Origin of the sequence: Desulforamulus reducens MI-1, assembly GCF_000016165.1 — a bacterium.
Taxonomy (GTDB): Bacteria; Bacillota; Desulfotomaculia; order Desulfotomaculales; family Desulfotomaculaceae; genus Desulfotomaculum; species Desulfotomaculum reducens.
In genome coordinates, this window is sequence record NC_009253.1 from 1,945,362 (window position 1) to 1,968,960 (window position 23,599).

At 39.8% G+C, this 23,599-nt stretch carries 21 protein-coding genes and 1 tRNA gene; 19 read left to right on the top strand and 3 right to left on the bottom strand.

The window, feature by feature from the left end; genetic code table 11:
- The first annotated feature begins 344 nt into the window (after positions 1-344).
- The 16 genes from DRED_RS09515 (at position 345) to DRED_RS09585 (ending at position 18,286) form a co-directional block, all read left to right on the top strand.
- Positions 345-2,381: a heterodisulfide reductase-related iron-sulfur binding cluster gene (locus DRED_RS09515; protein ID WP_011878115.1), complete on the top strand. Its 2,037-nt coding sequence runs from the start codon at positions 345-347 to the stop codon at positions 2,379-2,381.
- Between the two features lie 553 nt (positions 2,382-2,934).
- Complete coding sequence (locus tag DRED_RS09520; protein ID WP_011878116.1) at positions 2,935-3,702, top strand: electron transfer flavoprotein subunit beta/FixA family protein; 768 nt, start codon at positions 2,935-2,937, stop codon at positions 3,700-3,702.
- A gap of 14 nt (positions 3,703-3,716) precedes the next feature.
- Positions 3,717-4,694 carry an electron transfer flavoprotein subunit alpha/FixB family protein gene (locus DRED_RS09525; protein WP_011878117.1) on the top strand — a complete coding sequence of 326 codons (978 nt, stop codon included), beginning with the start codon at positions 3,717-3,719 and terminating at the stop codon, positions 4,692-4,694.
- A gap of 54 nt (positions 4,695-4,748) precedes the next feature.
- Entirely contained in the window at positions 4,749-4,931 is a 183-nt protein-coding gene (locus tag DRED_RS19775; RefSeq protein ID WP_420794759.1) for a Com family DNA-binding transcriptional regulator, read from the top strand.
- A gap of 197 nt (positions 4,932-5,128) precedes the next feature.
- Complete coding sequence (locus DRED_RS09530; RefSeq protein WP_011878118.1) at positions 5,129-5,983, top strand: 3-hydroxybutyryl-CoA dehydrogenase; 855 nt, start codon at positions 5,129-5,131, stop codon at positions 5,981-5,983.
- Positions 5,984-5,999: 16 nt separating this feature from the next.
- Positions 6,000-6,782: a short-chain-enoyl-CoA hydratase gene (locus DRED_RS09535; protein ID WP_011878119.1), complete on the top strand. Its 783-nt coding sequence runs from the start codon at positions 6,000-6,002 to the stop codon at positions 6,780-6,782.
- Between the two features lie 85 nt (positions 6,783-6,867).
- Positions 6,868-8,007 carry an acyl-CoA dehydrogenase gene (locus tag DRED_RS09540; protein WP_011878120.1) on the top strand — a complete coding sequence of 380 codons (1,140 nt, stop codon included), beginning with the start codon at positions 6,868-6,870 and terminating at the stop codon, positions 8,005-8,007.
- A 416-nt stretch (positions 8,008-8,423) separates the two neighbouring features.
- Positions 8,424-9,584 (top strand): (Fe-S)-binding protein, encoded by a 1,161-nt coding sequence (locus DRED_RS09545; RefSeq protein WP_011878121.1) that lies wholly within the window; start codon positions 8,424-8,426, stop codon positions 9,582-9,584.
- 353 nt (positions 9,585-9,937) lie between these two features.
- Positions 9,938-11,122 carry an acetyl-CoA C-acetyltransferase gene (locus tag DRED_RS09550; RefSeq protein WP_011878122.1) on the top strand — a complete coding sequence of 395 codons (1,185 nt, stop codon included), beginning with the start codon at positions 9,938-9,940 and terminating at the stop codon, positions 11,120-11,122.
- A 292-nt stretch (positions 11,123-11,414) separates the two neighbouring features.
- Positions 11,415-12,755, top strand: a complete 1,341-nt coding sequence (locus DRED_RS09555) for an acetyl-CoA hydrolase/transferase family protein (RefSeq protein WP_011878123.1) — start codon at positions 11,415-11,417, stop codon at positions 12,753-12,755.
- A gap of 151 nt (positions 12,756-12,906) precedes the next feature.
- Complete coding sequence (locus DRED_RS09560) at positions 12,907-13,524, top strand: acetate uptake transporter family protein (RefSeq protein ID WP_011878124.1); 618 nt, start codon at positions 12,907-12,909, stop codon at positions 13,522-13,524.
- 804 nt (positions 13,525-14,328) lie between these two features.
- Positions 14,329-15,315, top strand: coding sequence for a Rossmann-like and DUF2520 domain-containing protein (locus DRED_RS09565; RefSeq protein WP_011878125.1), 987 nt, complete (start codon positions 14,329-14,331; stop codon positions 15,313-15,315).
- Positions 15,212-16,045 (top strand): 3-methyl-2-oxobutanoate hydroxymethyltransferase, encoded by an 834-nt coding sequence (gene panB / locus DRED_RS09570; protein ID WP_011878126.1) that lies wholly within the window; start codon positions 15,212-15,214, stop codon positions 16,043-16,045. The genes DRED_RS09565 and panB overlap by 104 nt, the downstream gene beginning before the upstream one ends.
- Before the next feature lie 91 nt (positions 16,046-16,136).
- On the top strand, positions 16,137-16,982 hold the full coding sequence (panC, locus tag DRED_RS09575) for a pantoate--beta-alanine ligase (protein ID WP_011878127.1): 846 nt from the start codon (positions 16,137-16,139) through the stop codon (positions 16,980-16,982).
- Positions 16,983-16,986: 4 nt separating this feature from the next.
- Positions 16,987-17,370 (top strand): aspartate 1-decarboxylase, encoded by a 384-nt coding sequence (gene panD, locus DRED_RS09580; protein WP_011878128.1) that lies wholly within the window; start codon positions 16,987-16,989, stop codon positions 17,368-17,370.
- A gap of 106 nt (positions 17,371-17,476) precedes the next feature.
- Positions 17,477-18,286 (top strand): type III pantothenate kinase, encoded by an 810-nt coding sequence (locus tag DRED_RS09585; RefSeq protein ID WP_011878129.1) that lies wholly within the window; start codon positions 17,477-17,479, stop codon positions 18,284-18,286.
- Between the two features lie 48 nt (positions 18,287-18,334).
- Here the strand turns inward: DRED_RS09585 and DRED_RS18725 are convergent, their stop codons facing one another.
- Complete coding sequence (locus DRED_RS18725) at positions 18,335-18,499, bottom strand: hypothetical protein (RefSeq protein ID WP_156779633.1); 165 nt, start codon at positions 18,497-18,499, stop codon at positions 18,335-18,337.
- A 59-nt stretch (positions 18,500-18,558) separates the two neighbouring features.
- A complete protein-coding gene (gene tlp / locus DRED_RS09590; protein WP_011878130.1) occupies positions 18,559-18,774 on the bottom strand; it encodes a small acid-soluble spore protein Tlp in 216 nt (71 codons plus the stop codon).
- Positions 18,775-18,985: 211 nt separating this feature from the next.
- Here tlp and DRED_RS09595 point away from each other — a divergent pair.
- A tRNA-Trp gene (locus DRED_RS09595) sits at positions 18,986-19,061 on the top strand.
- Between the two features lie 419 nt (positions 19,062-19,480).
- On the top strand, positions 19,481-20,137 hold the full coding sequence (locus DRED_RS09600) for an MFS transporter (RefSeq protein ID WP_083755156.1): 657 nt from the start codon (positions 19,481-19,483) through the stop codon (positions 20,135-20,137).
- Between the two features lie 82 nt (positions 20,138-20,219).
- On the opposite strand, the gene DRED_RS09605 is transcribed toward DRED_RS09600, so the two are convergent.
- Positions 20,220-21,608: a monomeric [FeFe] hydrogenase gene (locus DRED_RS09605; RefSeq protein ID WP_011878132.1), complete on the bottom strand. Its 1,389-nt coding sequence runs from the start codon at positions 21,606-21,608 to the stop codon at positions 20,220-20,222.
- A gap of 397 nt (positions 21,609-22,005) precedes the next feature.
- On the opposite strand from DRED_RS09605, the gene DRED_RS09610 reads away from it, so the two are divergent.
- Positions 22,006-23,247, top strand: coding sequence for an IS4 family transposase (locus DRED_RS09610; protein ID WP_011877240.1), 1,242 nt, complete (start codon positions 22,006-22,008; stop codon positions 23,245-23,247).
- Positions 23,248-23,599 lie beyond the last annotated feature (352 nt).

Consider the following 23,599-nt stretch of genomic DNA (forward strand, 5'->3'; position numbering starts at 1 on the left):
CCATAATTAAATTTAATATTATGAATTGTTATTTAATTCGTAATATTTTCACAGAATATGTTCTTTATTAAATATTGTGAATTGGGTTAGCGATAATCTATTTGTATGAATTTACCAAAAGATATATTGTTAATAAAAACAAAAACACTAGTCCTGTTGCGATATTGCTACGGTTGTTAGGTCGGTTACAAACCCGGATTCCATTTAAACACCCCAAAACTCTCGTTCAACAGGGTTTATACCTTAAATTAGTACAATTGGTATGAGACTTGCATTATAGTTATCTGTTGGGAACTCCGCGGGTTCTTGACTAGAAAGAGATAAGGTCGAAGGGAGAGGACAAAATGAGCCCCATAAGATTTATTTTATTTATTGCATTAATTGCATTTGGTCTGTTTAATATGGTGAAAGGTATTCAAGAACGTTTGAATGCAACCTATTTAGGTAAGAAAGATGACCGCATGGATAATATTGGGGAACGATTGAAAGGTTTGCTAATTTATGCATTAGGTCAAAGAAAAGTTGTACAAGAAGCCGATGGCGGTATCATGCATATTATGATATTTTTTGGTTCGTCTTTATTTGGTTTAAGAATTCTGGAATTTATTTTATCATCATTAATCCCAGGCATTTTCATTCCGTTTATTAGTGATAACGCAATCTTTTATCTTTTAACTGACATTTTAGGATTAATAGCCATTGTGGGGATTTTGTATTCCGGTTGGCGACGTTGGGTGCAGAAAGTTGAGCGTCTGGAGCCAGAAGCTTTTGGTACTCCTGCAGAAAATCTAATTTTAGCAATGGTTAGTGGACTAACACTAATGATTGCTTCTGTTTTTGTGGCGTCTGGATTTAAAGCAGCCTTAACCCAAGATCCCGCCTCTTCTGTTGCTCCTATTACAGGTTTTTTTGCAAATTCGTTTAATGGCTTACCTAAGGGCGATTTAGAAATAGGTTTTGAAGTATTCTTCTGGGTACATGTAGTATTTTTATCTGGTTTTATGGTATTTTTTAGATACTCACCGCATGTGCATCCGGTATTTGCACCCTTAAATATCTTCTTCCGTACATTGAAACCAAGGGGCGGGATGATTGAACCCATTAATTTTGAAGATGAGAGTATTGAGCAGTATGGTGTAGCAAAATTAGAAGATTTTAATTGGAAACAAATTATGGATGCTTATGCTTGCGCCGAGTGCGGTCGCTGTCAGGCTAACTGTCCGGCTTATCTTAGTGGAAAACATCTTTCGCCAAAACATCTTATTCATAAGCTAAGACTGCATGTAGATGAAAAAGCAAAAATGCTTGGCTCTGCATTGGGAAATCATTCATCTGGCTTAGCGGCAGAAGAGACTGCAGCCAGTAGCGAAGCATTAGAACAAAATTTAGTACCGGATATTTTTAGTGCTGAAGAAATTTGGGATTGTACAAACTGTGCCAGTTGCATGGAGCAATGTCCGGTTTTAAATGAACATGTGCCTAAAATTAATCAAATGAGACAAAATCTTGTACTTATGGAAAGTGATTTTCCTGCAGAAGCACAATTGGCATTTACTAACATGGAGCGTAACTATAACCCATGGGGTGTAGGTTGGAACTCCAGAGGAGAATGGGCTAAAGATCTAGATATTAAACTGTTAAGTGATGATAGTAACGTAGATGTTGTATACTTTACTGGTTGCGCAGGTGCCTTTGATGATCGTAGTCAGAAAGTTGCTACCGCCTTTGTCAAAATAATGAAAGCAGCAGGTGTGAATTTTGGAATTCTTGGTCCTGAAGAAAAGTGTTGTGGTGATTCTGCCAGACGTTTAGGAAATGAATACTTAGCTCAAGAATTAATTAATAGTAATATTGAGACTTTAAACAATTATGGAGTTAAGAAAATCGTAACGACCTGCCCTCACTGTTTAACTGTATTAAAGGATGAGTATCCTCAGTTTGGCGGTAATTATGAAGTACTACACCACACTCAGTTTATTAATCAGTTAATTCAAGCGGGCAAGTTAAAGTTTAAACAAGCAGATTCAATGAAGAAGATAACATATCATGATTCTTGCTTCCTGGGACGCTACCAGGATGAGTATGAAGCTCCTAGACAAATTATTAACCGATTGCCAGGTATCAATCTGGTTGAGATGACAAGAAACAAAACCAAGGGCTTTTGTTGTGGGGCTGGTGGCGGACGGATGTGGCTAGAAGAACATGGCACTCGAATCAACGTAATGCGTACAGAACAGGCTTTAGAAACAAACGCAGAAATTATAGCAACTAACTGTCCGTTCTGTCTGACAATGATTGAAGATGGCGTAAAAGATAAAGAAGCAACTGAAAAAGTCAAAGCCTTTGACCTTGCAGAATTAGTAGAACGAAATTTACAGTAATTATATTGGTATAAGGGTGTATTATTTTCACCCTTATACCAATAATTTAATAATATATAGGTCGAACTTATTTATCAGAATATTCTATATCATTATTTAGTTGTTGTATTTTTGCAACATTTGTTGCAGAACAAAAACAAGTTGTTGCTTATTTTTTATATAATATTAAATTATCAAAATCTTTAATAATTTAATTATTTGATTATTATGAATTGCAAAAATACACAGACATGGGGGTTCTGGAAAAAGAGGTAGAGAGTAACAAGAATGAATGGTTTATTTTAAATTCTAACTAATAATATGCTAACGTAAACTTTCTGTAATTTGTTGCAATATTGAAACGATTGTTAAGAGTGTAGCAAACCATTATCTGGCTTATTTGCCTTAAACTTCAGTGCTAGCAAGGATAAGTCATGTGCAAGACGATCTTGGTATGATATTTGCACTATAACAATATAAATTAATGATAGTTTTTATAAGTTAGATTCCCAATTTATGGGCAATTTAAAAAAGTTATGCTCATAATGTTATATAAATAAAAAGGAGGGTGCGTATGAAAATCTTAGTTTTACTAAAACAAGTATTTGATACCGAAGCCGTAATCAAAATTGCAGATGGAAAAATTAGCGGTGATGGTATCACCCAGATCATCAATCCTTATGATGAGTTTGCTGTTGAGGAAGCGCTGAAAATTGCGGAGGCTACTAAGGGCGAAGTAACTATCGTTTCTGTAGGGGCAGATGTAGAACAAACCGTACGCCAAGCTCTGGCAATGGGTGCAACAAATGGTTATGTAGTTGAAGACGCTGCTATGACTGATGTCGATGAGTACAGTATAGCTACTATTTTGTCCAAAGCTATTGGTGCTATGCAATACGATCTGATTTTAGCAGGCTGGCGGGCAATTGATGATGGTTCTGCCCAGGTAGCTAGTCGTGTTGCCCAAGCTTTAAATATTCCTTTAGTTAATTTAGCTATCAAGTTGGATGTTGCTGACGGAAAAGCCACAGCAGTTACTGAAATTGATGGTGGTACTGCAACGATTGAAGTTCCTTTACCAGCTGTGGTTACTTGCCAGAAAGGCCTTAATGAGCCCCGTTACCCATCCATGAAGGGTATTATGCAGGCTAAGAAAAAGAAAATAGAAAAGGTTGGATTGGGAGCTTTAGGTCTTGATGCATCTGCTGTAGCAGCAAAAGCAAAAACCTTAAATATCTATTTACCACAAACCCGGGCTGCCGGAAAGGTTATTACAGATGAGCCCGCCGTTGCAGCTAAGGAAGTTGCAAAACTGTTAAGAGAAGAAGCTAAAGTTATTTAAAGGAGGGGAAGCCAATGGCAAAAGGTATTTGGGTATTTGCAGAACAACGTGATGGCAAAATTAAAAAAGTAACATACGAATTATTAAGCGCTGGTCGTGGTCTGGCTGACAATCTCGGAGAAGAACTTTGTGCTGTATTATTTGGTAAAGATGTTGCCGGAGCAGCTGCTGCTCTTGGTGAATATGGAGCAGACAAGGTTTTTGTAGCCGATAACGAAAAACTAGCTGAATATACTAATGATGCATATGTTAATACACTGTTTGATTTGGCAAAAGCCAATGAACCCAATGCAATATTATTCGGATATACCGCTAGTGGTCGTGATTTAGGTGCTAGCATAGCTCAACGTCTTGAAACTGGTATGTTTTCAGATTGTGTAAGCGTAAAAGTTGATGGTGGTCAGTTAGTATTTGATCGTCCCCTTTATGCAGGCAAAGCCTTTGTATCTGCTTCTTGTCCAGAAGCACGCCCTGTTGTTGCTGCAATGCGTCCTAACGTATTAGCAATTAATGAACCTCAGGCAGGTAAGCAAGCCGAGGTAGTAAACGTTGAAGTTTCTGGAGATATTCGTCAGGTGATTAAAGAGGTTGCCATGGCAATTTCTTCTCGTCCAGAACTTACTGAAGCTAGTATTATTGTTTCAGCTGGTCGTGGTGTAAAAGCTCCAGAAAATATGAAACTAATCGAAGAATTTGCAGACTCCATTGGTGCTGCTGTCGGATGTTCAAGGGCAGTTGTTGATGCTGGATGGTATCCCCAGGCTCAACAGGTTGGACAAACTGGTAAAACCGTAGCTGCCAATCTATACATTGCATGTGGTATCTCCGGTGCTATTCAGCATTTAGCTGGTATGAGTTCCTCCAAGTGCATTGTTGCCATCAACAAAGACCCTGAGGCTAATATCTTTAAGGTAGCCGATTATGGTATCGTCGGTGACCTGTTTGAAGTTGTACCTATTCTTAAAGAAGAGTTGAAAAAACTTTTAGCATAATTTAAGCTTCAAGTGCCGTGTAATAGGTTTGTAGTATACGGGTTTCAAAGGAGGGTGCGGAAGTTGAATGATTTCCGTTGCGCTAAGTGCCAGAAGCTATTGGCGAGGTACAACAATTGCCAAATGATAGAAATAAAATGTCCAAGATGTGGCTTAACAAATAAGCTTCAAAACAACGCATGTTTCTCAACAGAAAGAAAGCAACCCGTATACATAACGGCAGCAGGTATAAAGTAATGTATAACTAACAAAATAAAGCTTAATTTCTGAGATGAGAGCCTAGAGCCCCGCCAGACAATGTTCTGCGGGGTTTTAGCTTTCAATTTGAAGTAGGCTATAAATCTCTATGTCTGCTGCTATGGGGCAGAACATGGTGGTGTATTTATAATCATTATTGCTTCTTTCCATAACATAAATTAATGAGGAGGATGAAAATGGAAATTAAAAAGGTAATGGTTGTTGGAGCAGGCCAAATGGGTAGTGGTATCGCACAGGTCTTTGCTCAGGCAGGTATCTCTGTAGTTCTAAACGACATAGCCCCAGAATTTGTTCAAAAGGGTTTTAAAAACATTGAAAAGAATCTGGCCCGCAGCGTAGATAAGGGTAAAATGGCAGCTGAAGCTAAGGATGCCGCCCTTGCTCTTATTGCTCAGTCCACCAGTCTGCAAGATGCTAAAGATTGTGATTTGGTAATAGAAGCTGCTATTGAAAATATGTCAATTAAAGCAAAAATCTTTAGCGAGTTGGATGAGATATGTCCACCACATGCAATTTTAGCTTCAAATACCTCCTCATTGCCCATCACCGAAATTGCAGCAACAACAAAACGTCCAGCCCAAGTAATTGGTATGCACTTCATGAATCCCGTACCAGTTATGAAACTGGTTGAGGTTATCCGGGGTCTGGCTACCACAGACGAAGTTTACAATGTTATCAAGGAAACCAGTATTAAAATTGGCAAAGTACCCGTTGAAGTTAATGATGTTCCTGGTTTTGTTTCAAACCGTGTTCTGCAACTAATGATTAACGAAGCTATCTTCTGTGTCTATGAAGGAGTAGCTACACCAGAAGGAATTGACGATGTAATGAAACTGGGTTGCAACCACCCAATGGGACCCCTTGCATTAGCTGACCTAATTGGTCTGGACACCATTCTTGCCATTATGAACGTTCTTTATGAAGGCTATGGTGATTCCAAATATCGCCCCTGCCCACTGCTCCGTCAATATGTAAAAGCCGGCTGGCTTGGTAGAAAATCCGGTAAAGGCTTCTACGATTACAGTAAATAGTTAGGAGGTCAACCCAATGGAATGGAATACCATTCTCCTTGAAAAAGAAGGCAATATTGCTTTGTTGACCATCAATCGTCCCAAAGCATTAAATGCCCTAAATCCCGAAGTTCTTACCGAATTAGGGCAAGCTGTTGACGCAATTAGTGCGGATGATGAAATATTTGTCGTAATCCTAAAAGGTGCTGGAGAAAAGGCTTTTGTGGCTGGTGCAGATATTACAGCAATGAAAGATATGACAGCCCTCGAGGGCCGGAACTTTGGTCAACTGGGACAAGAAGTATTCAAAAAACTAGAATATATGCCAAAACCAATCATTGCGGCCATTAACGGCTTTGCTCTGGGCGGAGGTTGTGAATTGGCTATGGCTTGTGATATCCGTGTAGCCTCTGAAAAAAGTAAGTTTGGGCAACCGGAAGTTGGGTTAGGCATCACCCCTGGATTTGCCGGAACCCAAAGATTGCCTCGTTTAGTAGGAAAAGGTCGTGCCAAAGAACTGATCTATACAGCCGATATTATCGGGGCTGCAGATGCTCATCGTATTGGTTTAGTGAATCATGTTGTGCCAGAAGATCAATTACTTGAATTCTGTAAGAACATGGCCAAACGAATTGCATCCAAAGGTCAAATTGCTGTTCGCCTTTGCAAATCTGCCATTGATCAAGGTCTAGAGATGGATGTTGATAAGGGAATAGCATATGAAGCCGAAGTATTTGGTCTTTGCTTTGCTACAACCGATCAAACAGAAGGCATGACTGCTTTTGTAGAAAAGAGAAAGCCTAACTTTACTGGCAAATAAACTTGAATTTTTTTAGAGTTTCAGCTTGGCCATTTAGGCAGAGCAGAAAAAAGGTTGAATTCCATAAAATTAGGAGGGAAAGAATATGATATTCAAATTAACTGAAGAACAAGAAATGCTTCGTAAAGCAGTGCGTGACTTTGCTGAGGGAGAAATTAAAGCAAAGGCAGCAGAAATGGATGAAAATGAACAGTACGATTACGGTCTGTGGACAAAAATGGCTGAGATGGGCCTTGCTGGCATACCTTTTTCCGATGAGTATGAAGGTGCAGGCATGGATAACGTTAGCTATGCCATTGCTGTTGAAGAATTAAGCCGCGTATGTGCTTCCAGCGGTGTGTTGGTATCCGCTCATACTTCCCTGTGTGCATGGCCTATTTATGCCTTTGGTACCGAAGAACAAAGGAAAAAATATTTAGTTCCTTTGTGCAGTGGTGAAAAAATCGGTGCTCTGGGACTTACCGAACCTGGTGCAGGATCTGATGCTGTTGGACAAAAGACCACTGCAGTATTAGATGGCGATGAGTATGTATTAAACGGCAACAAAATCTTTATTACTAACGGTTATTATGCTGACACCTATGTCATCATTGCTGTTACAGATAAGTCTAAGAAATCTAAGGGTATATCCTCTTTCATAGTTGAAAAAGGAACTCCCGGCTTCTCCTTTGGTAAAAAAGAACATAAGATGGGTATCCGGGCCTCCGCTACCTACGAACTAGTCTTTGAGAATTGCCGTATCCCCAAAGCTAACCTGCTGGGTGAAGAAGGTCAAGGCTTTAAGCAAGTTATGATGACCTTAGATGGCGGTCGTATCGGTATTGCCTCCCAAGCTCTGGGTATTGCCCAGGGAGCTTTGGATGCTGCTATCGAATACAGTAAGATCCGTGAACAATTTGGCAAGCCAATCTCCGCTAACCAAGGACTTCAGTGGATGATGGCTGATATGGCTACTCAAGTTGAAGCTGCAAGACTTATGGTTTATCAGGCTGCCTATCGCAAGGACAATAAGATGCCCTACAGTAAAGAGGCCGCTATGGCTAAACTCTTTGCTGCTGAGACAGCAATGGCTGTTACCACCAAAGCTGTTCAAATATTCGGCGGATATGGTTATACAAGAGAATATCCTGTAGAGCGTATGATGCGTGATGCTAAGATTACCGAAATCTATGAAGGTACCAGTGAAGTACAACGTATGGTTATTGCAGCTAATATTCTGAAGTAATTACCCAATCGAGTAGAGTATCGAAATATAAAGACACGTCCGTTACTCTACTCGATTTTCTTAAATTTTTATACTGACGTAAGTAGATAATTGAACAAGTAAGTTGAAATATTTTTATCTAGTTCTGTTACTTTGTTCACATAATCTAATTATGATTTGGCTTTTTACAGTCTTTTAAGGAAAAAACTTTTAAAATAGTCCCAGATCTCGCGAAGTATACTCCGACCAGTCGTACCAGTTTAAGGAATAATAGGAAGTCAGCTTAGAATGTACACAATACATAAGTCTTAATTTTCACCATCCAGTTCCAAGTATGTTGGTATATAGAGATTTTGCAGCATATGGAAACTGGTAGGAACTTAAAAATCAATCAAAGTTCCTAACACATTTTGACTTGTAGAAGGAGAGGAAAAGTTATGAGTGAAGCAGCAACCTATTTTTTAGAAGTCAGAGATGCAATCGTAGAGATGGGTGGCGAAAACATCAACCTTTGTATGCAATGCGGAACCTGTGCCGGTACTTGCCCATGGGGTAGACTGGAAGAAAAAAGTCCCTTTAATATTCGTAAAATGATTTATCAAGGCCGAATGGGCTTAGAAGGTTATGAAACAGATGACATCCTATATGCTTGTACAACCTGTGGCCACTGTGTGACTCGCTGCCCCCGGGGCGTAAAAATTACTGACGTAGTAAGGGCCATGCGTAGCGTCATCGGTGAAACAGGTGGTATACCAAAGAACCTTAAAGCTGCTGTGGGAAGTATTAACAGTCAAGGTAACCCCTGGTCTCAACCTAGAGAAAAACGCGATACATGGGCCAAGGACCTTGATATCAATAAATTTACCCCTGAAACAGAGTATCTTTTATTTGTCTGTTGTACCTCAGCCTTTGATGGTAGAAGTCAAAAAATTGCCCGTTCTATCGCTGAACTTCTTAAAAAAGCCGGCGTCAGCTTTGGTATCATCGGCAATCAGGAACAGTGTTGTGGTGAGTCCATACGTAAGATTGGGGCTGAAAGCGAGTTTTCAATGCTAGCAGAATCCAATATTAAACTTTTTAAAGAAAATGGTGTAAAAAAGATCATTACAACATCACCTCATTGTCTTTCTGCATTTAAAAACGATTATCCAGAATTTGGCGGTGAGTTTGAAGTTTTCCATTACACTCAAATACTTGATGATCTAGTTAAGGAAGGTAAACTTTCCTTTACCAATGCCAAAAACCAAAAGGTTATTTACCATGAACCCTGTTACCTTGGACGCCATAGTCAAATCTTTGAAGCCCCAAGGGAACTACTATCCCAGGTACCTGGAGTCGAAACCATTGAATTTGCAAAGTCCCAGAAGGACAGCCTATGCTGTGGCGGCGGGGGAGCTAGGATCTGGATGGAAACTGAATCAGGTCAGCGTTTTTCCGATTTTAAAGTGCAGGAGGCCTCTGACAAAGAGGCAGATATTCTGGTTACTGCATGCCCTTATTGTGTGGTCATGATGGAAGATAGTGCTAAGACTTTAAACAAAGATGAGGAAATAAAGATTATGGATATCAGTGAAATCCTCAAAGAAAATCTTGGCTAATTCTGGTTTTATCAGCATAGATTCTGAACAATCTGATATAGAAAAATGAATCCTCTTTAAAGTTTTAGCATTTTTAAGAGGAATTTTTAAAAATAATTTGTCCGTTTCGATATATATTCTCTTTTTGAACAAATTTTAAAGTGACATATTTTATGGTTTAAGGGAATATTTATGAGAACCCGGACCTTCATACCCTGATCTTACAACCCCGTTACTTTACAAGCTTCCGATGGTGATAGATCCCTACACCCTATAATCTTCTCACAAAACATCTTTTGGGATCTTTTTTGTACCTACACATCCACCAGATTAAAAGCAAATCTGCTTAATAAAAAAATGGAGGTTTGATTGTTATGAGTAAGCGTGAAGTTGTTATCGTTAGTGCGGTCCGTACACCTATTGGTAGTTTCGGGGGTACCCTGTGTAATATCCCCGCTGCAGAATTGGGTGCTATCGCCGTAAAGGAAGCCCTGCAGCGTATTGGCTTAGATGGCAAAGATGTTGATGAAGTAATTTTAGGTAATGTCATTCAGGCAGCGCAAGGGCAAAACCCTGCTCGTCAAGCATCTTTAAAAGCGGGTATTCCCATAGAAGTGCCTGCCTATGCTGTAAATATGGTTTGTGGTTCTGGTCTTAAGACAGTAGCCATGGCTGCCAATGATATCATATGTGGGGAAGCCGAAATAGTTGTAGCAGGTGGCTTTGAGAATATGAGTATTGCCCCCTACGCCATTGAGAAGGCACGTTATGGTTACCGCATGGGGGATGGAAAAATTGTAGATACCATGATTAAAGATGGTCTTACCTGTGCTTTTAATCATTACCACATGGGTATTACGGCAGAAAATATTGCAGAACGTTACGGCCTTACCCGTGAAGCCCAAGACAACTTTGCATTAGCTAGTCAACAAAAGGCAATTGCTGCCATTGACCGGGGAGCATTTAAGGAAGAGATTGTACCTGTTGTCATTCCGCAAAGAAAAGGTGATCCTAAAATATTTGACACCGATGAATTCCCCAGAAGAGGAACAACAATAGAAGGGCTATCTAAACTAAAGCCTGCCTTCAAAAAAGATGGAACAGTAACAGCGGGGAATGCCTCTGGCATTAATGATGGTGCAGCGGCTTTGGTAGTTATGTCTGCAGAAAAAGCTGCTCAACTGGGCCTAAAACCTATGGCTACTATTTTATCCGGCGGATCTGCCGGTGTGGATCCTTCTGTTATGGGTCTTGGTCCCATTCCTGCCAGCCGGAAAGCCCTAGCTAAGGCTGGTATGACAGTAGATCAAATGGACCTTATAGAAGCAAACGAAGCCTTTGCTGCTCAATCTCTGGCAGTGGTAAAAGATTTAGAATTGCCTACAGAAAAGGTAAATGTTAACGGTGGTGCCATTGCTATTGGTCACCCTGTGGGAGCCAGCGGTGCCCGTATTTTAGTAACCCTGCTCTATGAAATGAAACGTAGAGATTCCCGTTTCGGTTTAGCTACCCTTTGTATTGGTGGTGGTCAGGGGCAAGCTTTGGTTGTAGCTAGATAGTTAGTTTTGTATAATATAGATTTCTGCAGATAGATCTAATATCAAATTTTTCAGCATCGTAGAAACGACTAAAGCAAATTTAGCTTTAGTCGTTTCAATACCCAACTTGTAACATACATCTATCATAATGGTGTTTTTTATATGAATTAGAACTTATTCATTAGATAGTAACCATTAAAGGATGGAAATTGCCAATTTCATTATCTATCAAACAAGATTAATATAACAAAATATACAAAACTTACAGACTATTCAAAAAATATAAGCTATAATGTACGAAAGGGTGAACATGATGAGCTCCTATGCTGATGAGTACAAAAGGAAACTAGTATCTGCCGATGAGGCAGTAAAGGTTATAAAGTCTGGTGATTGGATAGATTATGGTCAATTTGCTGGCCAAGTTATTAGCTTAGATAAAGCTTTGGCAGCCAGAAAAGAAGAATTAAAGGATGTTAAAGTCCGCGCCATGATGAGGGTTTCTGGTATGCCAGAAATAATAAAAGCAGATCCCGAGGCCGAATCCTTCTCTTTTATGAGCTGGCACTGCAGTGGTATAGATAGAAAGCTTTGTGATCAAAACCTCTGTCACTATCTGCCAATGACCTTCAGAGAACTTCCTGTCATGTATGAACGAGACTGTCATGTGGATGTAGGAATGACTCAGGTCTCACCTATGGATGAACATGGTTATTTCTATTTTGGTTTGCAGAATTCCGCAACTAAAAGAATGCTTGATAAAGCAAAGGTCGTCATCGTAGAAGTAAACAAGAATCAACCAAAGGTTTTTGGCGGAAACGAAGAATGCATTCACATTTCCGAAGTGGATTATATTGTAGAACACGACTCACCGATGCCACTCATTCCATCCGCTCCTATCTCTGAACTAGATAAGAAAATTGCCAGCTATATTGTACCGTTGATTGAAGATGGTTCCACGATTCAACTTGGTGTTGGTGGAATGCCAAATGCTGTGGGCAACGCCATTGCACAATCTGATCTGAAAGATCTGGGTATCCACACCGAAATGTTCGTGGATGCAATGGTCGATATGGTTGAAGCAGGCCGTGTCACTGGTAAGAAAAAGAATATTGATAAAGGAAAAATAGTTTTTACTTTCGGCTTAGGTTCTCAGAAACTGTATGACTTTGTGCACGCTAATCCCATGATTGCAACTTATCCCGTTGACTATTGTAACTACCCAAATTACATTGCCATGAATGACAAAGTTATAGCCATTAATAACATTATTGAAATGGACCTTTTTGGTCAGGCTTGCTCTGAATCAGCTGGACCAAGACATATTAGCGGTACTGGTGGTCAGCTTGATTTTGGAGAGGGGGCGTACTTCTCCAAGGATGGAAAAGCCTTCTTATGTTTCTCCTCTACCTTTACTAAAAAAGACGGTACTTTGATGTCCCGTATTCGTCCAATGCTGACAGAAGGAGCGGTGGTTACTACACATCGTGCTGTAACAAACTATGTTGTTACAGAATATGGCATAGTCAATCTGAAAGGGCGCAGCACCTGGGAAAAAGCAGAGGCCTTGATTTCAGTGGCCCACCCTGATTTCAGAGATCAATTAATCAAAGAAGCTCAGAAAATGAATATTTGGCGCAAAAGCAATAAGAAGTAAAAACATATTATTAACCTCTTTAGTAGCCGACCACATCCGGTCGGCTACTATTAAAACCAGGTGGTTATCAAACTGAATGAAAGGGGGAGATTATCAAGATCACTGTTGTGTAAGAGTAGGCCCGATTAAAAATTTTAAAGGAGGTTTTTTAATGTCTCAAGGACACGGAACGGTGAATCCAGGACCGGCTGGTCTAGTTGCCCTCGCAATGGCTTGCTTTACTTTTTATGCAATACACACTGGAAAAGTTGATGGTTCAGCCGCACCCTTATTAGGTATTTGGTTAATTGGCGGTTTTGTAATCCAAGTTATTGTAGGTGTCATGGAGATAAACCACGGCAACGTACTAGGTGGTAACGTATTCACCTTCTTCTCCGCCTTCTTTATGTTGGTAACAGGCCTAGAGCTAATTTTCAAATTTTTTGCAGCTCAAAACGGCTGGACCATTGATTCCCGAATTGATGGTTGGGCATGGTTAGCACTAGCCATAGCGCTATTAACCTGGACCCCTGGTTACTTAAAATCACCACTAAGCCTATTTTGTGCCGTGCTGGCACTTGATGTGGCTGTTCCTGTGGTTGCCCTCATGGACTTAGAGGTTCTTGGTCATGAATGGCATGTTATATCCGGAAACTTCCTTGGCCTAGGTGGGATCTTTGGTTTATACACAGCCTGGGGTATCGTATTAAACAGTGTTTTTGAAAAAACAATCATACCACTTGGAGCACCGATTATAAAGCCTAAACAGACTAATACAGCATCAATGTAAACAAATGCTTTAATATTCTGAAAATTATTTTAAGCTTTTGTTTACCGATCTAATCTTTATAAATCCGGAGAAACAGGGGGGATTACCCACTGTTTCTCCTAACCAATTGTATTTATAATTTTAACCCAAGATGTAGGGGTTTGGTCTCTTACTATTTTATCAATGTCAGTATGCAACATTTGTTGCATTTCATCAGTAACCAAAAATTTTATTATTCCAAATTATAGTCAAACATAGAAGACATCTTATAACAATGAATAAGTGAGTAATTCTTAGTATTACTCATATAATCAAAGGATTATTAGTTTTTTAGCAAATTAACTTAAAACATAATTTTTATCTTATATAAAAAGAAATGCATTAGTGTTTTAGCACAACTTTGTTGGTTGCAATAATGCAACTCTTGTTAATGTGGTGACAAAACCATATATAAATTAAATCCTATTGCAACTGGCTTATGGTCCTTGTAACAGACTTGGTATGATATTTGCATTTTATGATAACAGTCAACTCCAACATAGTGGAGCAGCTAGATTTAGGTTCTTCTCTACAACTAAAAAGATATGGTTAAGAGAGAGACAATTGTAATTGTACTAATTAAAAACAAACGGTACCATGCTGACGGGTAGTATCCTAATGCGAACTGCACCTGGTTATGGTAGACAAGGCTAAAAATAAGGTGTTTTCCGCTTGGAGCCAATGGACCGAGACGGGGGGTGTTTATTTTAAAAACCTCTTGAGTCGGGAGGTTTTTTGTATTTTGGGATAGCCTTATATACGAATTTGTCCTCGGGAGGAAATTTTATGAAAAACAAACCTTCCTTTACTATTATTGGAGCTGGCAAAGTAGGAAGTGCCTTGGGTATCCTGTTAAAAGAGCGGGGATATACTCCTGCGGGAGTATTTAGTCGTACCCCATTAAACGCCCAGAAACTGGCGGAAAAACTTCAAACGAAAAGATATAGTCAAGCCTCTGAGGCTGCTAAGGTGGCTGACATAGTTTTTATTACCACCACCGATAGGGAGATCGCCTCTACAGCCAGTATGATTGCCCTAAAGGGAGGCTGTGGCCCCGGACAAATTCTTATTCATACCAGCGGGGCCCTTGCCAGTGATGTCATGCAGCCTGCCCGAGAACATGGAGCATGGGCGATTTCGGTACATCCTTTACAGTCCTTTGCAGACGTTGAAAGTGCTAAAACTAACCTGCCAGGGTCTTGTTTTGCTCTGGAGGGGGATGAAGAAGCCATGGGCACTGCGCGTCAGTTAGTGGATGACCTTCAGGGCCAATATTTTACTATTAAAACAGAGGATAAGCCCCTATACCATGCTGCAGCGGTAGTGGCTTCTAACTACTTGGTATCTCTAATTCATTTAAGCACATCCATCTATCAAAGTCTTGGTTTGAGTGAAAAACAATCTTTGGATGCTCTGTTCCCATTAATCCAGGGAACAATCAATAATATTGCAAAGTCTGGACCTACAACAGCCCTTACTGGGCCAGTTGTCAGGGGAGACGGGGCCACCGTTATTAAGCATATGAAGGCACTAAAAGATCTAGACTGGCGAAATCAGGAGGCTTATCGCCATTTGGGACTTTATACGGTGGGTGTGGCCATTGAAAGTGGTCGCCTTTCACCCAAGGAGGGCACCGCCCTTAACAATATTTTTATGGAGGTAGAACAACATGAACAAAAGGGTAACCACTGCAGACTTCCGGCGTATGAAACAGGAGGGCAAATCCATAGCCATGTTAACGGCCTACGATTATTCAATGGCTACACTGGTTGACGCTTCCGGGATTGATGCTATCCTAGTGGGGGATTCCCTCGGCAATGTGGTTTTGGGGTACGATTCTACTGTGCCTGTTAACATGGATGATATGATCCATCACCTCAGAGCTGTCACTAGAGGGGTTAAAAGAGCTATGGTTGTCGGCGACATGCCCTTTTTGTCTTATCATATTTCCCGGGAAGAAAGTGTACGTAATGCAGGACGTCTAATGCAAGAGGGATTAGCCCATGCTGTAAAGTTAGAAGGTGGCTGCGAAGTGGCCGATACCGTAAAGGCTATCACAGATGCAGGTATCCCAGTAATGGGGCATTTAGGTCTAACGCCTCAGTCAGTTCACCAATTGGGCGGCTTTAAAGTACAGGGGAAGGACAGCGAAGCAGCCAAACGATTATTGGAAGATGCCAAACGACTTGAGCAGGCGGGTGTTTTTGCCATTGTACTGGAGTGCATCCCTCAGCAGTTGGCCAAAGTTATTACAGAATCTATCTCAGTGCCCACCATTGGCATTGGAGCGGGTGTAGACTGTGACGGTCAAGTTTTGGTAATTAATGATCTGCTTGGGATGTTTTCAAATTTTACACCTAAATTTGTCAAACAATATGCCAAGTTAAAGGAACAAATTGTAGAGGCCTGTACTAGCTATGTAGAGGAGGTGAAAACCAAAGCTTTCCCAGGTCCCGAGCATGTCTTTAACATGAATGAAGATCAATTAAAAAAACTTTACTAATATTTTCTTAATATTATCTAAGGTGTGGTGTTCTTCAAATATTTGAAATTACACCACACCATTAAAAGAATTTATATAGGGTAGGTGTCCAATGAGACTCTGCAAAACCATTGAAGAGATTCGTTTGTTACTAAACACAGTCCGGAATAAAGGTAAATATATTGGTCTAGTGCCAACCATGGGGTTTTTACATCAGGGGCATCTGTCCCTGGTTCACGAAGCTAAACGACACTGTGACGTAGTGGTTATGAGTATTTTTGTAAATCCCACCCAGTTTGGGCCTAACGAAGATTATGATGCCTATCCCAGGGACCTGCAACGGGATACAAGTTTGGCAGCAGAAGCTGGAGTTGATATTATCTTTGCTCCCCCTGCAGAGGAGATGTATCCTCAGGAATTTAGTAGTTATGTGGATGTAACTGGAGTCAGCGAGTCCCTGTGTGGTGGCTCACGGCCGGGTCATTTTAGGGGAGTAGCCACGGTGGTAACTAAACTATTCAATATTATACAGCCCCAAGCTGCATTCTTTGGCCAAAAGGATTTCCAGCAAGTGTTGGTTATTAAGCGTATGGTCGCAGACTTAAACATGCACGTGAAAATTGTTGACGTTCCAATCATGCGGGAGATTGACGGGTTAGCCTTAAGTTCCCGAAATATCTACCTATCTCCAGAGGAAAGACAGGCTGCTTTGGTGCTATACCGCAGTCTAATGCTAGCCCAAGAATTGATAGTCAATGGCGAGCGCGAAATCCGTCGGATAAAGGAAGCGGTCATCAAGGCTATTGGTGCGGAACCTAGGGCTAACATTGATTACGTGGAAATACTTTCAATCCCTAATCTTACCCCAATTGATCAGCTAAAAGGAAAAGCCCTGTTGGCTCTGGCTGTACGTTTTGGAAAAACAAGATTGATTGATAATACTGTTTTGGAGGCTTAGAAAATTGTTGTTATTTATGTTTAAATCCAAAATACACCGTGCCACAGTAACCGAAGCTAATTTAAACTATATGGGAAGCATTACTATAGATAAGGAACTAATGGATGCAGCAGGGATTTTGCCCAACGAGAAGGTTCAGGTGGTAAATAATAATAATGGAGCACGCCTAGAAACCTATGTAATTGAGGGTGAACCAGGGTCCGGTGTTATCTGCTTGAACGGAGCAGCAGCTCGACATGTCCAAATTGGAGATACCGTGATTATTATTGCTTATGGCATGTTGAATGAACAGGAAGCTCGATATTTTACACCTAAGGTCGTCATGGTGGATGAAAGTAACCGCATTAACGAGGTTATTAACCAGGAAATTCACGGGGTATCTAGATAATCTAAGCATTAAATTAAAGGAAACATGTTATCAACGAACGAATGCTAGAAGGGTTATTTTTTACAAGAACTCCTTGTATATAACAGAAAGAAAGGTGGGAAGAACCTTGATTCTAGCAGTGGACATAGGAAATACCAATATTGTTTTTGGAGTCTTGGATGATAAATCCTTGTATGCCAACTGGCGACTGGCCACTGACCGTAACCGGACAGCCGATGAATATGGCGTTTTGTTAACGGAACTCTTTTGTTTATCTAATATTAATATGAAAGAAGTGAAGGGGATTATCATCTCTTCAGTGGTTCCTCCCCTCAATCCCATACTGGAATTCATGTCTGAAAAATATTTTAATATCTCACCCATACAGGTGGGTCCTGGTATTCGTAGTGGTTTGCATATTAAAATGGACAACCCCCGGGAAGTAGGAGCTGACCGTATTGTTAACGCAGTGGCAGCCTATTCCCTATATGGTGGTCCGTTGATTATTGTGGATTTTGGTACAGCCACCACTTTCTGCTGTGTAACTGCCAAGGGGGAATACCTGGGGGGAGCCATAGCTCCGGGAATTGGAATTTCTACCGAAGCATTATACACAAAAGCATCAAAACTGCCACGTGTGGAATTATCCAAGCCTAGCTCTATCATTGGTAAAAACACCATAACTGCCATGCAAGCTGGCATTATTTATGGCTTTGCAGGTCAAGTTGAATTCATTGTAAGACGTATGAAAAAGGAAATGAGCACCGAGACTCAAGTCATTGCCACCGGAGGACTAGCGGAGGTTATGAGTCAAGAAACCTCGGTCATTGACAAAGTAAATCCAATTTTAACACTACAGGGACTGAAAATCATATACGATCGTAATCAACCGCATATTGGAACAGGGTACCATCTTATTGCGGATCGGTCTCGTTAGACGGATAGTTCATTAAAGCTGAACCCAGGAGCACTCCTGGGTTCAGCTTTAATGTTTCTTATTTCTTTTGGCAAAACTAGCAAGATCCCTTTCCTTTTGACAATAGGTCCATTCTTGGGGTGATATTAAATTAATTCTTTTCGGCTGTGGCTGCAATTCCTTTGCTATTTCCATATCTTTCTTCGGGGGTGCATAATCAAAGAAATATCCCATTACAAACACCTGCCTATCCCTTTTTGTATTGGAAGCAGGAAAAGGCTAGCCAAACAACTTTAATGAAGGTCCTGATATTCATCCTTTATTTCATTTCTAAAAGAACGAATACTTTCTTCACGCCTTTTGTTCTTTTCCATAATTGCTTGCCTTTGATCTCTACTTAATGAATTGTTTTGCAGAGTTTCATGGGCTTCCTCTAAATTTTCAATGGTATCTTGAACCATCTCCTGGAGCTTCTCAACATTGTCATTTCTATTATCGGGTTTAGCCAATCCTATTCCTCCTTTTACTTGGTTTCTATCTTATTGTAAACAAATAATAAATAAATATTCTTTGATCAAAAGTTTTGAAATAAAGCACCTTAAACACAGGGAATAAAAGGTTATTTTCATTTTTAAAATAAAATCAAAATAATTGTTGACGCAAGATATTACTTTTGATATACTTACAAGTGCGTTAGGGAAAGCGAATTAAATAACTCGGGGGGGTATAGCTCAATTGGTAGAGTAGCGGTCTCCAAAACCGTTGGTTCTGGGTTCAAGTCCTAGTGCCCCCGCCATTGAAACCCCAGCGATTTAGTTCTCTGGGGTTTGTAAATTTCCAGTACAAGCTCAAAAAATCTAACTGCGGAATAAACATAGGAAGATAAGCAAAAATTTCCACAGCAAAAGGTAATGTGCCAGGTATTTCAAGGACTGTGATCTTTGTGCTATTAATATTTTAATGTCTAAGCAAAAAATATGCCCTGTATTGTGCAGCACAGGGTATTTAAATGTATGAGGGCTCTGTAACTTTTCCCTTTGGTGGAGTTGGTTACAAAGCGCTCTTTTTATTTTTACCTTTACTATCTATACTATTTTTCCCAAATTACCGATTGATCCCAGGGGGGATCATTTTTATTATGATAGAGTACACAAATACGTTACGAGAAAAATAAAGGAAATTGCAACTACAAAGTAAATTATCATATTTAAGAGTGTGATTGCATGTTGGGTTCTTTACGTTAAACCTGTTACTAAGGACATGGGTTTTACCAGAAGCACATTTGGCATATGTAACACCATCTTTTCGGGAGTAACCGTGTTCCTATCACCTTATTTGGGCAAATGGCTGGCCAAAAAGAATACTCGGCTAATTCATACTATCTGTGTTGTTGGTCTGGCGACCTCCTACGCTAGCTTTGCTTTAGCACAAAATATTACCCATTTTTATATAAGTGCTATCTTTATGGGTGCATTTTCCTGCGGTGCAGTAGCTTTGCCGGTTTCTATTGTCATTACCAACTGGTTTGCTAAGAAAAGAGGTTTGGCTATTAGTATTGCCCTTGCAGGCAGCGGTTTCGGTGGTGCTATTATCAGTCCCACAATGGCAGATATAATCCAAAATTATGGTTGGAGAACGTCTTACCTTGTATTTGCTGCTGCTATGCTAATAATCTGTTTGCCCATGATGTTCTTAATAAAAAAATCCCCTGAAACTATGGGTCTTAAGGCCTACGGAGCGGACGAGGTTGCCGAGACTGCCCAAAAGACGGCAGTCCCCAAATTTGAGCTTAACATGACCCTTGGGGAAGTAAAAAAAACCATGGTTTCTTCTGGATCTATTTATTTGGCATGTTTTGCCTTTGCTTTGTAGGTTTTGGGTCCCTAAGCCAGCTTGCAGCTTTCAAAGAAACCTTACTATAGGCTAAAATAAAAAACCGGCTAACGCCGGTTTTTTATTTGGGTAATATGATACTTTCTCCAGCATGTTTTTCAACAGCCCTTGTTCCCACTGTGGATGCAACCATCGTCCCCGGTCCACCCACACAACCGCCTTCGCAGGCCATACATTCAATAAAAGTAAAATTAGAGTCTGATTTTTTTGCAGAGGTTTTTAATGTTGTTAGACATTGTCCTAAACCTTGCACCCGCAGAACATTCAGTTCCATTTCTCCCAGATGCTTGCGAACCGCCGTACTTACACCACCGGCTCTGGCAAATAATCTGCCATTAGGAGACGCATCCTTTAATTCCACAGGCTCGAGGGAAGAGATTTCTAATTCAGATGCCGAGAATATTGCCGCTAATTCTTCAAAGGTTAACACCATATCAATCTCATCACCATGGGTTGCTTCCTCTTTTTTTGCTATACAAGGACCTATAAAGACAGTTATTACTCTATTATCGTATCTTTCTTTAATCAGTTTGCCAGTTACACGCATGGGAGATAGGGTAGTGGAGATACAATCCTTCAATTCTGGTAATTTTAGTGACACAGCCTTTACAACAGCCGGGCAGCATGAGTTTAACATAATTTTTTTATCTTCTGCATGAAGTTTAATCTCTCCAGCTTCTTCTTGGGCAACCATATCTGCCCCTAAAGCAGCTTCAATGACTTCATCAAAACCTAATTTCAAAAGTGCAGCTTTGATTTGGTCGGGACTAACCTTTAGACCAAATTGACCTGCTATGGCAGGCGCTATCACGGCCACATGCGGTTGCTCACTTACCCTAAGAGAACATATAACATCGATCATTTGGGAATGATCTGTGATGGCACCAAAGGGGCACACGGTGACGCATAAACCACAGGATGCACACAACTCGTGGTCAATCACTGCCTTGCGGGAATCATCAACTTTTATGGCCTTTAGGGCACAGGCCCTTTCACAGGGACGGGTAACCTCAATGATAGCGTTATAAGGACAGGCATTAGCACATTTCCCACATTCCACACAGGAATTTTGATCAATAAAGGCGCGATTTTGAATTACTGATATGGCTTTCTTAGGGCAACTGTTTCTGCATGGATGTGCCACACAGTTTTGACAAGCATCTGTTACTACATATTTATTTAGCGAACATCCATTACAGGCTTCTGATATAACCGTCACTCGATGTTCAGGTTGAATCAAGCCCACAGCAATCTTAATCCGTTCTTCCACAATTGCTCTTTCTTTATGGATGCAACAACGATAACGAGCCGGTCCGTCCGGTATGATTTCTTTTACAACTTGAGATATATCCATTTCCATAGGTACATCTAGAGGGTGGTTTAAAGCCCAGTGCGCTACTCTGGTAAAGATATCTCTACGGAGTCTAGTCACTTCCGATACCGGATTCATATAATCTCCTCCTGTTTGATTCTGCTTGTGCAAATTATCTCATGTGGATTAATTGGGTGTCAATTTTATCGATATATGTTCTAATTTAAAAAACTATCTGTTGATTTAGAAAAAAAGATAAGTGTATATTTATTCGTTAAACGTATAATTTTTAAACTATTCTTAATTGGCTGCAATCTAATGAAATTTGTACTAAAACCCTTGGATTCTATGTTTATATTATAAGAACATGGTTATTTTTAAACATTAACACCTTATATCACTAGTGTTGCATAAAAAAATTTTTGTTTTGTCAAGTATAATGGAATATTTTGTCTACGAATAAATAAAAAATCTCCTTATAATTGAGATATAATAGGTAGTCCTGTCCATAATCTCAAAAATAAGGAGAACACGCATGGACAAGGATACCAGTAAATCCACATATAATCAACTATTTCAAGCAATTTATAATGAAAAATTTTTAAGCAATGTCAAAGAATCAGAAGTTGATGCTTACACGAAGAAGTTAACCGTTGTCAAACTAATTCAAATGATTTCCTATGCACAGTTAGAGCAACTTAAAGGTCTACGCCATATCAGTAACAGCTTGAACAATGATAATTTTAGATCAGCAGTAGGTTTAGATTCAATTAGTGCTTCACAGTTATCCCGTAAATTAAGAGAGTTATCTCCTGAATTAATTCAGTCTCTGTTTTCTGATATAGTCCATCAGTTTGGAACCCAAATCGGTTTTAAATCCATAAGGCATGAATTAGGTCGTATTTATCTGATAGACTCTTCAACCATAAGCCTTTGTCTTTCCCGATATAGATGGGCAGAGTTCAGAAAAACCAAAAGCGGAGTTAAATTACACCTCCGTATCCAACTGTTTGAACAAGGGGTTCTACCAGACAAAGCAATAATTAAACCGGCCAAACCTGCTGACAAAACACAAATGGATGCCTTGGTTGTAGAAGAAGATGCCCTAAACGTTTTTGACCGTGGCTACCTGGATTACAAGAAATTCGACAAATATTGTAATAACGGTACCAGATTTGTTAGTCGTCTAAAGAGTAATGCAATAGTTGAAACATTAGAGGAATTTCCAACAAACCCAGATAGCTTAATCAAAAAAGACCAAAAGGTAATCTTAGGCAAAGACGGCATAACCAAGATGCAATACCCCTTGCGGCTAATAGAAACAGAGGATACCGAAGGTAAGCCTGTAATTATCATTACCAATGACTATGAGTTAAGTGCCGAGGAAATAAGCTATATATATCGCTACCGCTGGCAAATCGAATTATTCTTTAAGTGGATCAAACAACATCTCTGTGTAAAACACTTCTATGGTCTAAGCCAGCAGGCTGTGGAAAACCAATTACTGATAGCGCTGATTACCTACTGTTTAATGATATTGCTTAAAATGAAAACCGGTTACGAGGGTCCGTTACTAAAAATTAAGATGTTGCTTAGCACATGCCTTTACATAGAATTCTCTGAGTTTGTACGAAAACTCCAGCTCAAGTCAGGCCAAAGTTCAAGAGGACGACGGTGTATAGACCATGAAAAAGTCTACAACATTACGTTAGTACAGGTACTACAAGGTGAGGCAGAACACCTGGATGATCTAACTTACGACCCGATAATAGCTTAGGAATTACATGATCTGAAAAATGTGGATAAAGGACTACCTCTTAAGTGGTTGTTCCTTTAGCACAAAGAGAAATAAGGTAATTGGTGTATACAACCAAATTATTACAAAATAATACAATGCAATTTTCCATTTATTGACTTTTGATTTATACATTAGTTTTTATGCAACGCTAGTGACCTTATATATATTAATATGGAATTGCTTAAAAAGGTAGATTAGATTGTGAGTTTTTAACCGTGAATAATATAAATCCACAATTGAAAATATTATAACTTTTTAAAACATCCAAATTACGGCAAGGATTTTATCAGAAACCTGAGAATATAATAAAATTGTATTATGACCTGATGGA

Excerpts from the sequence above, each read along its gene's own strand:
- DRED_RS09515 (WP_011878115.1), top strand. The coding sequence starts at position 345 with ATGAGCCCCATAAGATTTATTTTATTTATTGCATTAATTGCATTTGGT.
- DRED_RS09520 (WP_011878116.1), top strand. The coding sequence starts at position 2,935 with ATGAAAATCTTAGTTTTACTAAAACAAGTATTTGATACCGAAGCCGTA.
- DRED_RS09525 (WP_011878117.1), top strand. The coding sequence starts at position 3,717 with ATGGCAAAAGGTATTTGGGTATTTGCAGAACAACGTGATGGCAAAATT.
- DRED_RS09530 (WP_011878118.1), top strand. The coding sequence starts at position 5,129 with ATGGAAATTAAAAAGGTAATGGTTGTTGGAGCAGGCCAAATGGGTAGT.
- DRED_RS09535 (WP_011878119.1), top strand. The coding sequence starts at position 6,000 with ATGGAATGGAATACCATTCTCCTTGAAAAAGAAGGCAATATTGCTTTG.
- DRED_RS09540 (WP_011878120.1), top strand. The coding sequence starts at position 6,868 with ATGATATTCAAATTAACTGAAGAACAAGAAATGCTTCGTAAAGCAGTG.
- DRED_RS09545 (WP_011878121.1), top strand. The coding sequence starts at position 8,424 with ATGAGTGAAGCAGCAACCTATTTTTTAGAAGTCAGAGATGCAATCGTA.
- DRED_RS09550 (WP_011878122.1), top strand. The coding sequence starts at position 9,938 with ATGAGTAAGCGTGAAGTTGTTATCGTTAGTGCGGTCCGTACACCTATT.
- DRED_RS09555 (WP_011878123.1), top strand. The coding sequence starts at position 11,415 with ATGAGCTCCTATGCTGATGAGTACAAAAGGAAACTAGTATCTGCCGAT.
- DRED_RS09560 (WP_011878124.1), top strand. The coding sequence starts at position 12,907 with ATGTCTCAAGGACACGGAACGGTGAATCCAGGACCGGCTGGTCTAGTT.
- DRED_RS09565 (WP_011878125.1), top strand. The coding sequence starts at position 14,329 with ATGAAAAACAAACCTTCCTTTACTATTATTGGAGCTGGCAAAGTAGGA.
- panB (WP_011878126.1), top strand. The coding sequence starts at position 15,212 with ATGAACAAAAGGGTAACCACTGCAGACTTCCGGCGTATGAAACAGGAG.
- panC (WP_011878127.1), top strand. The coding sequence starts at position 16,137 with ATGAGACTCTGCAAAACCATTGAAGAGATTCGTTTGTTACTAAACACA.
- DRED_RS18725 (WP_156779633.1), bottom strand. The coding sequence starts at position 18,499 with ATGGGATATTTCTTTGATTATGCACCCCCGAAGAAAGATATGGAAATA.
- DRED_RS09605 (WP_011878132.1), bottom strand. The coding sequence starts at position 21,608 with ATGAATCCGGTATCGGAAGTGACTAGACTCCGTAGAGATATCTTTACC.
- DRED_RS09610 (WP_011877240.1), top strand. The coding sequence starts at position 22,006 with ATGGACAAGGATACCAGTAAATCCACATATAATCAACTATTTCAAGCA.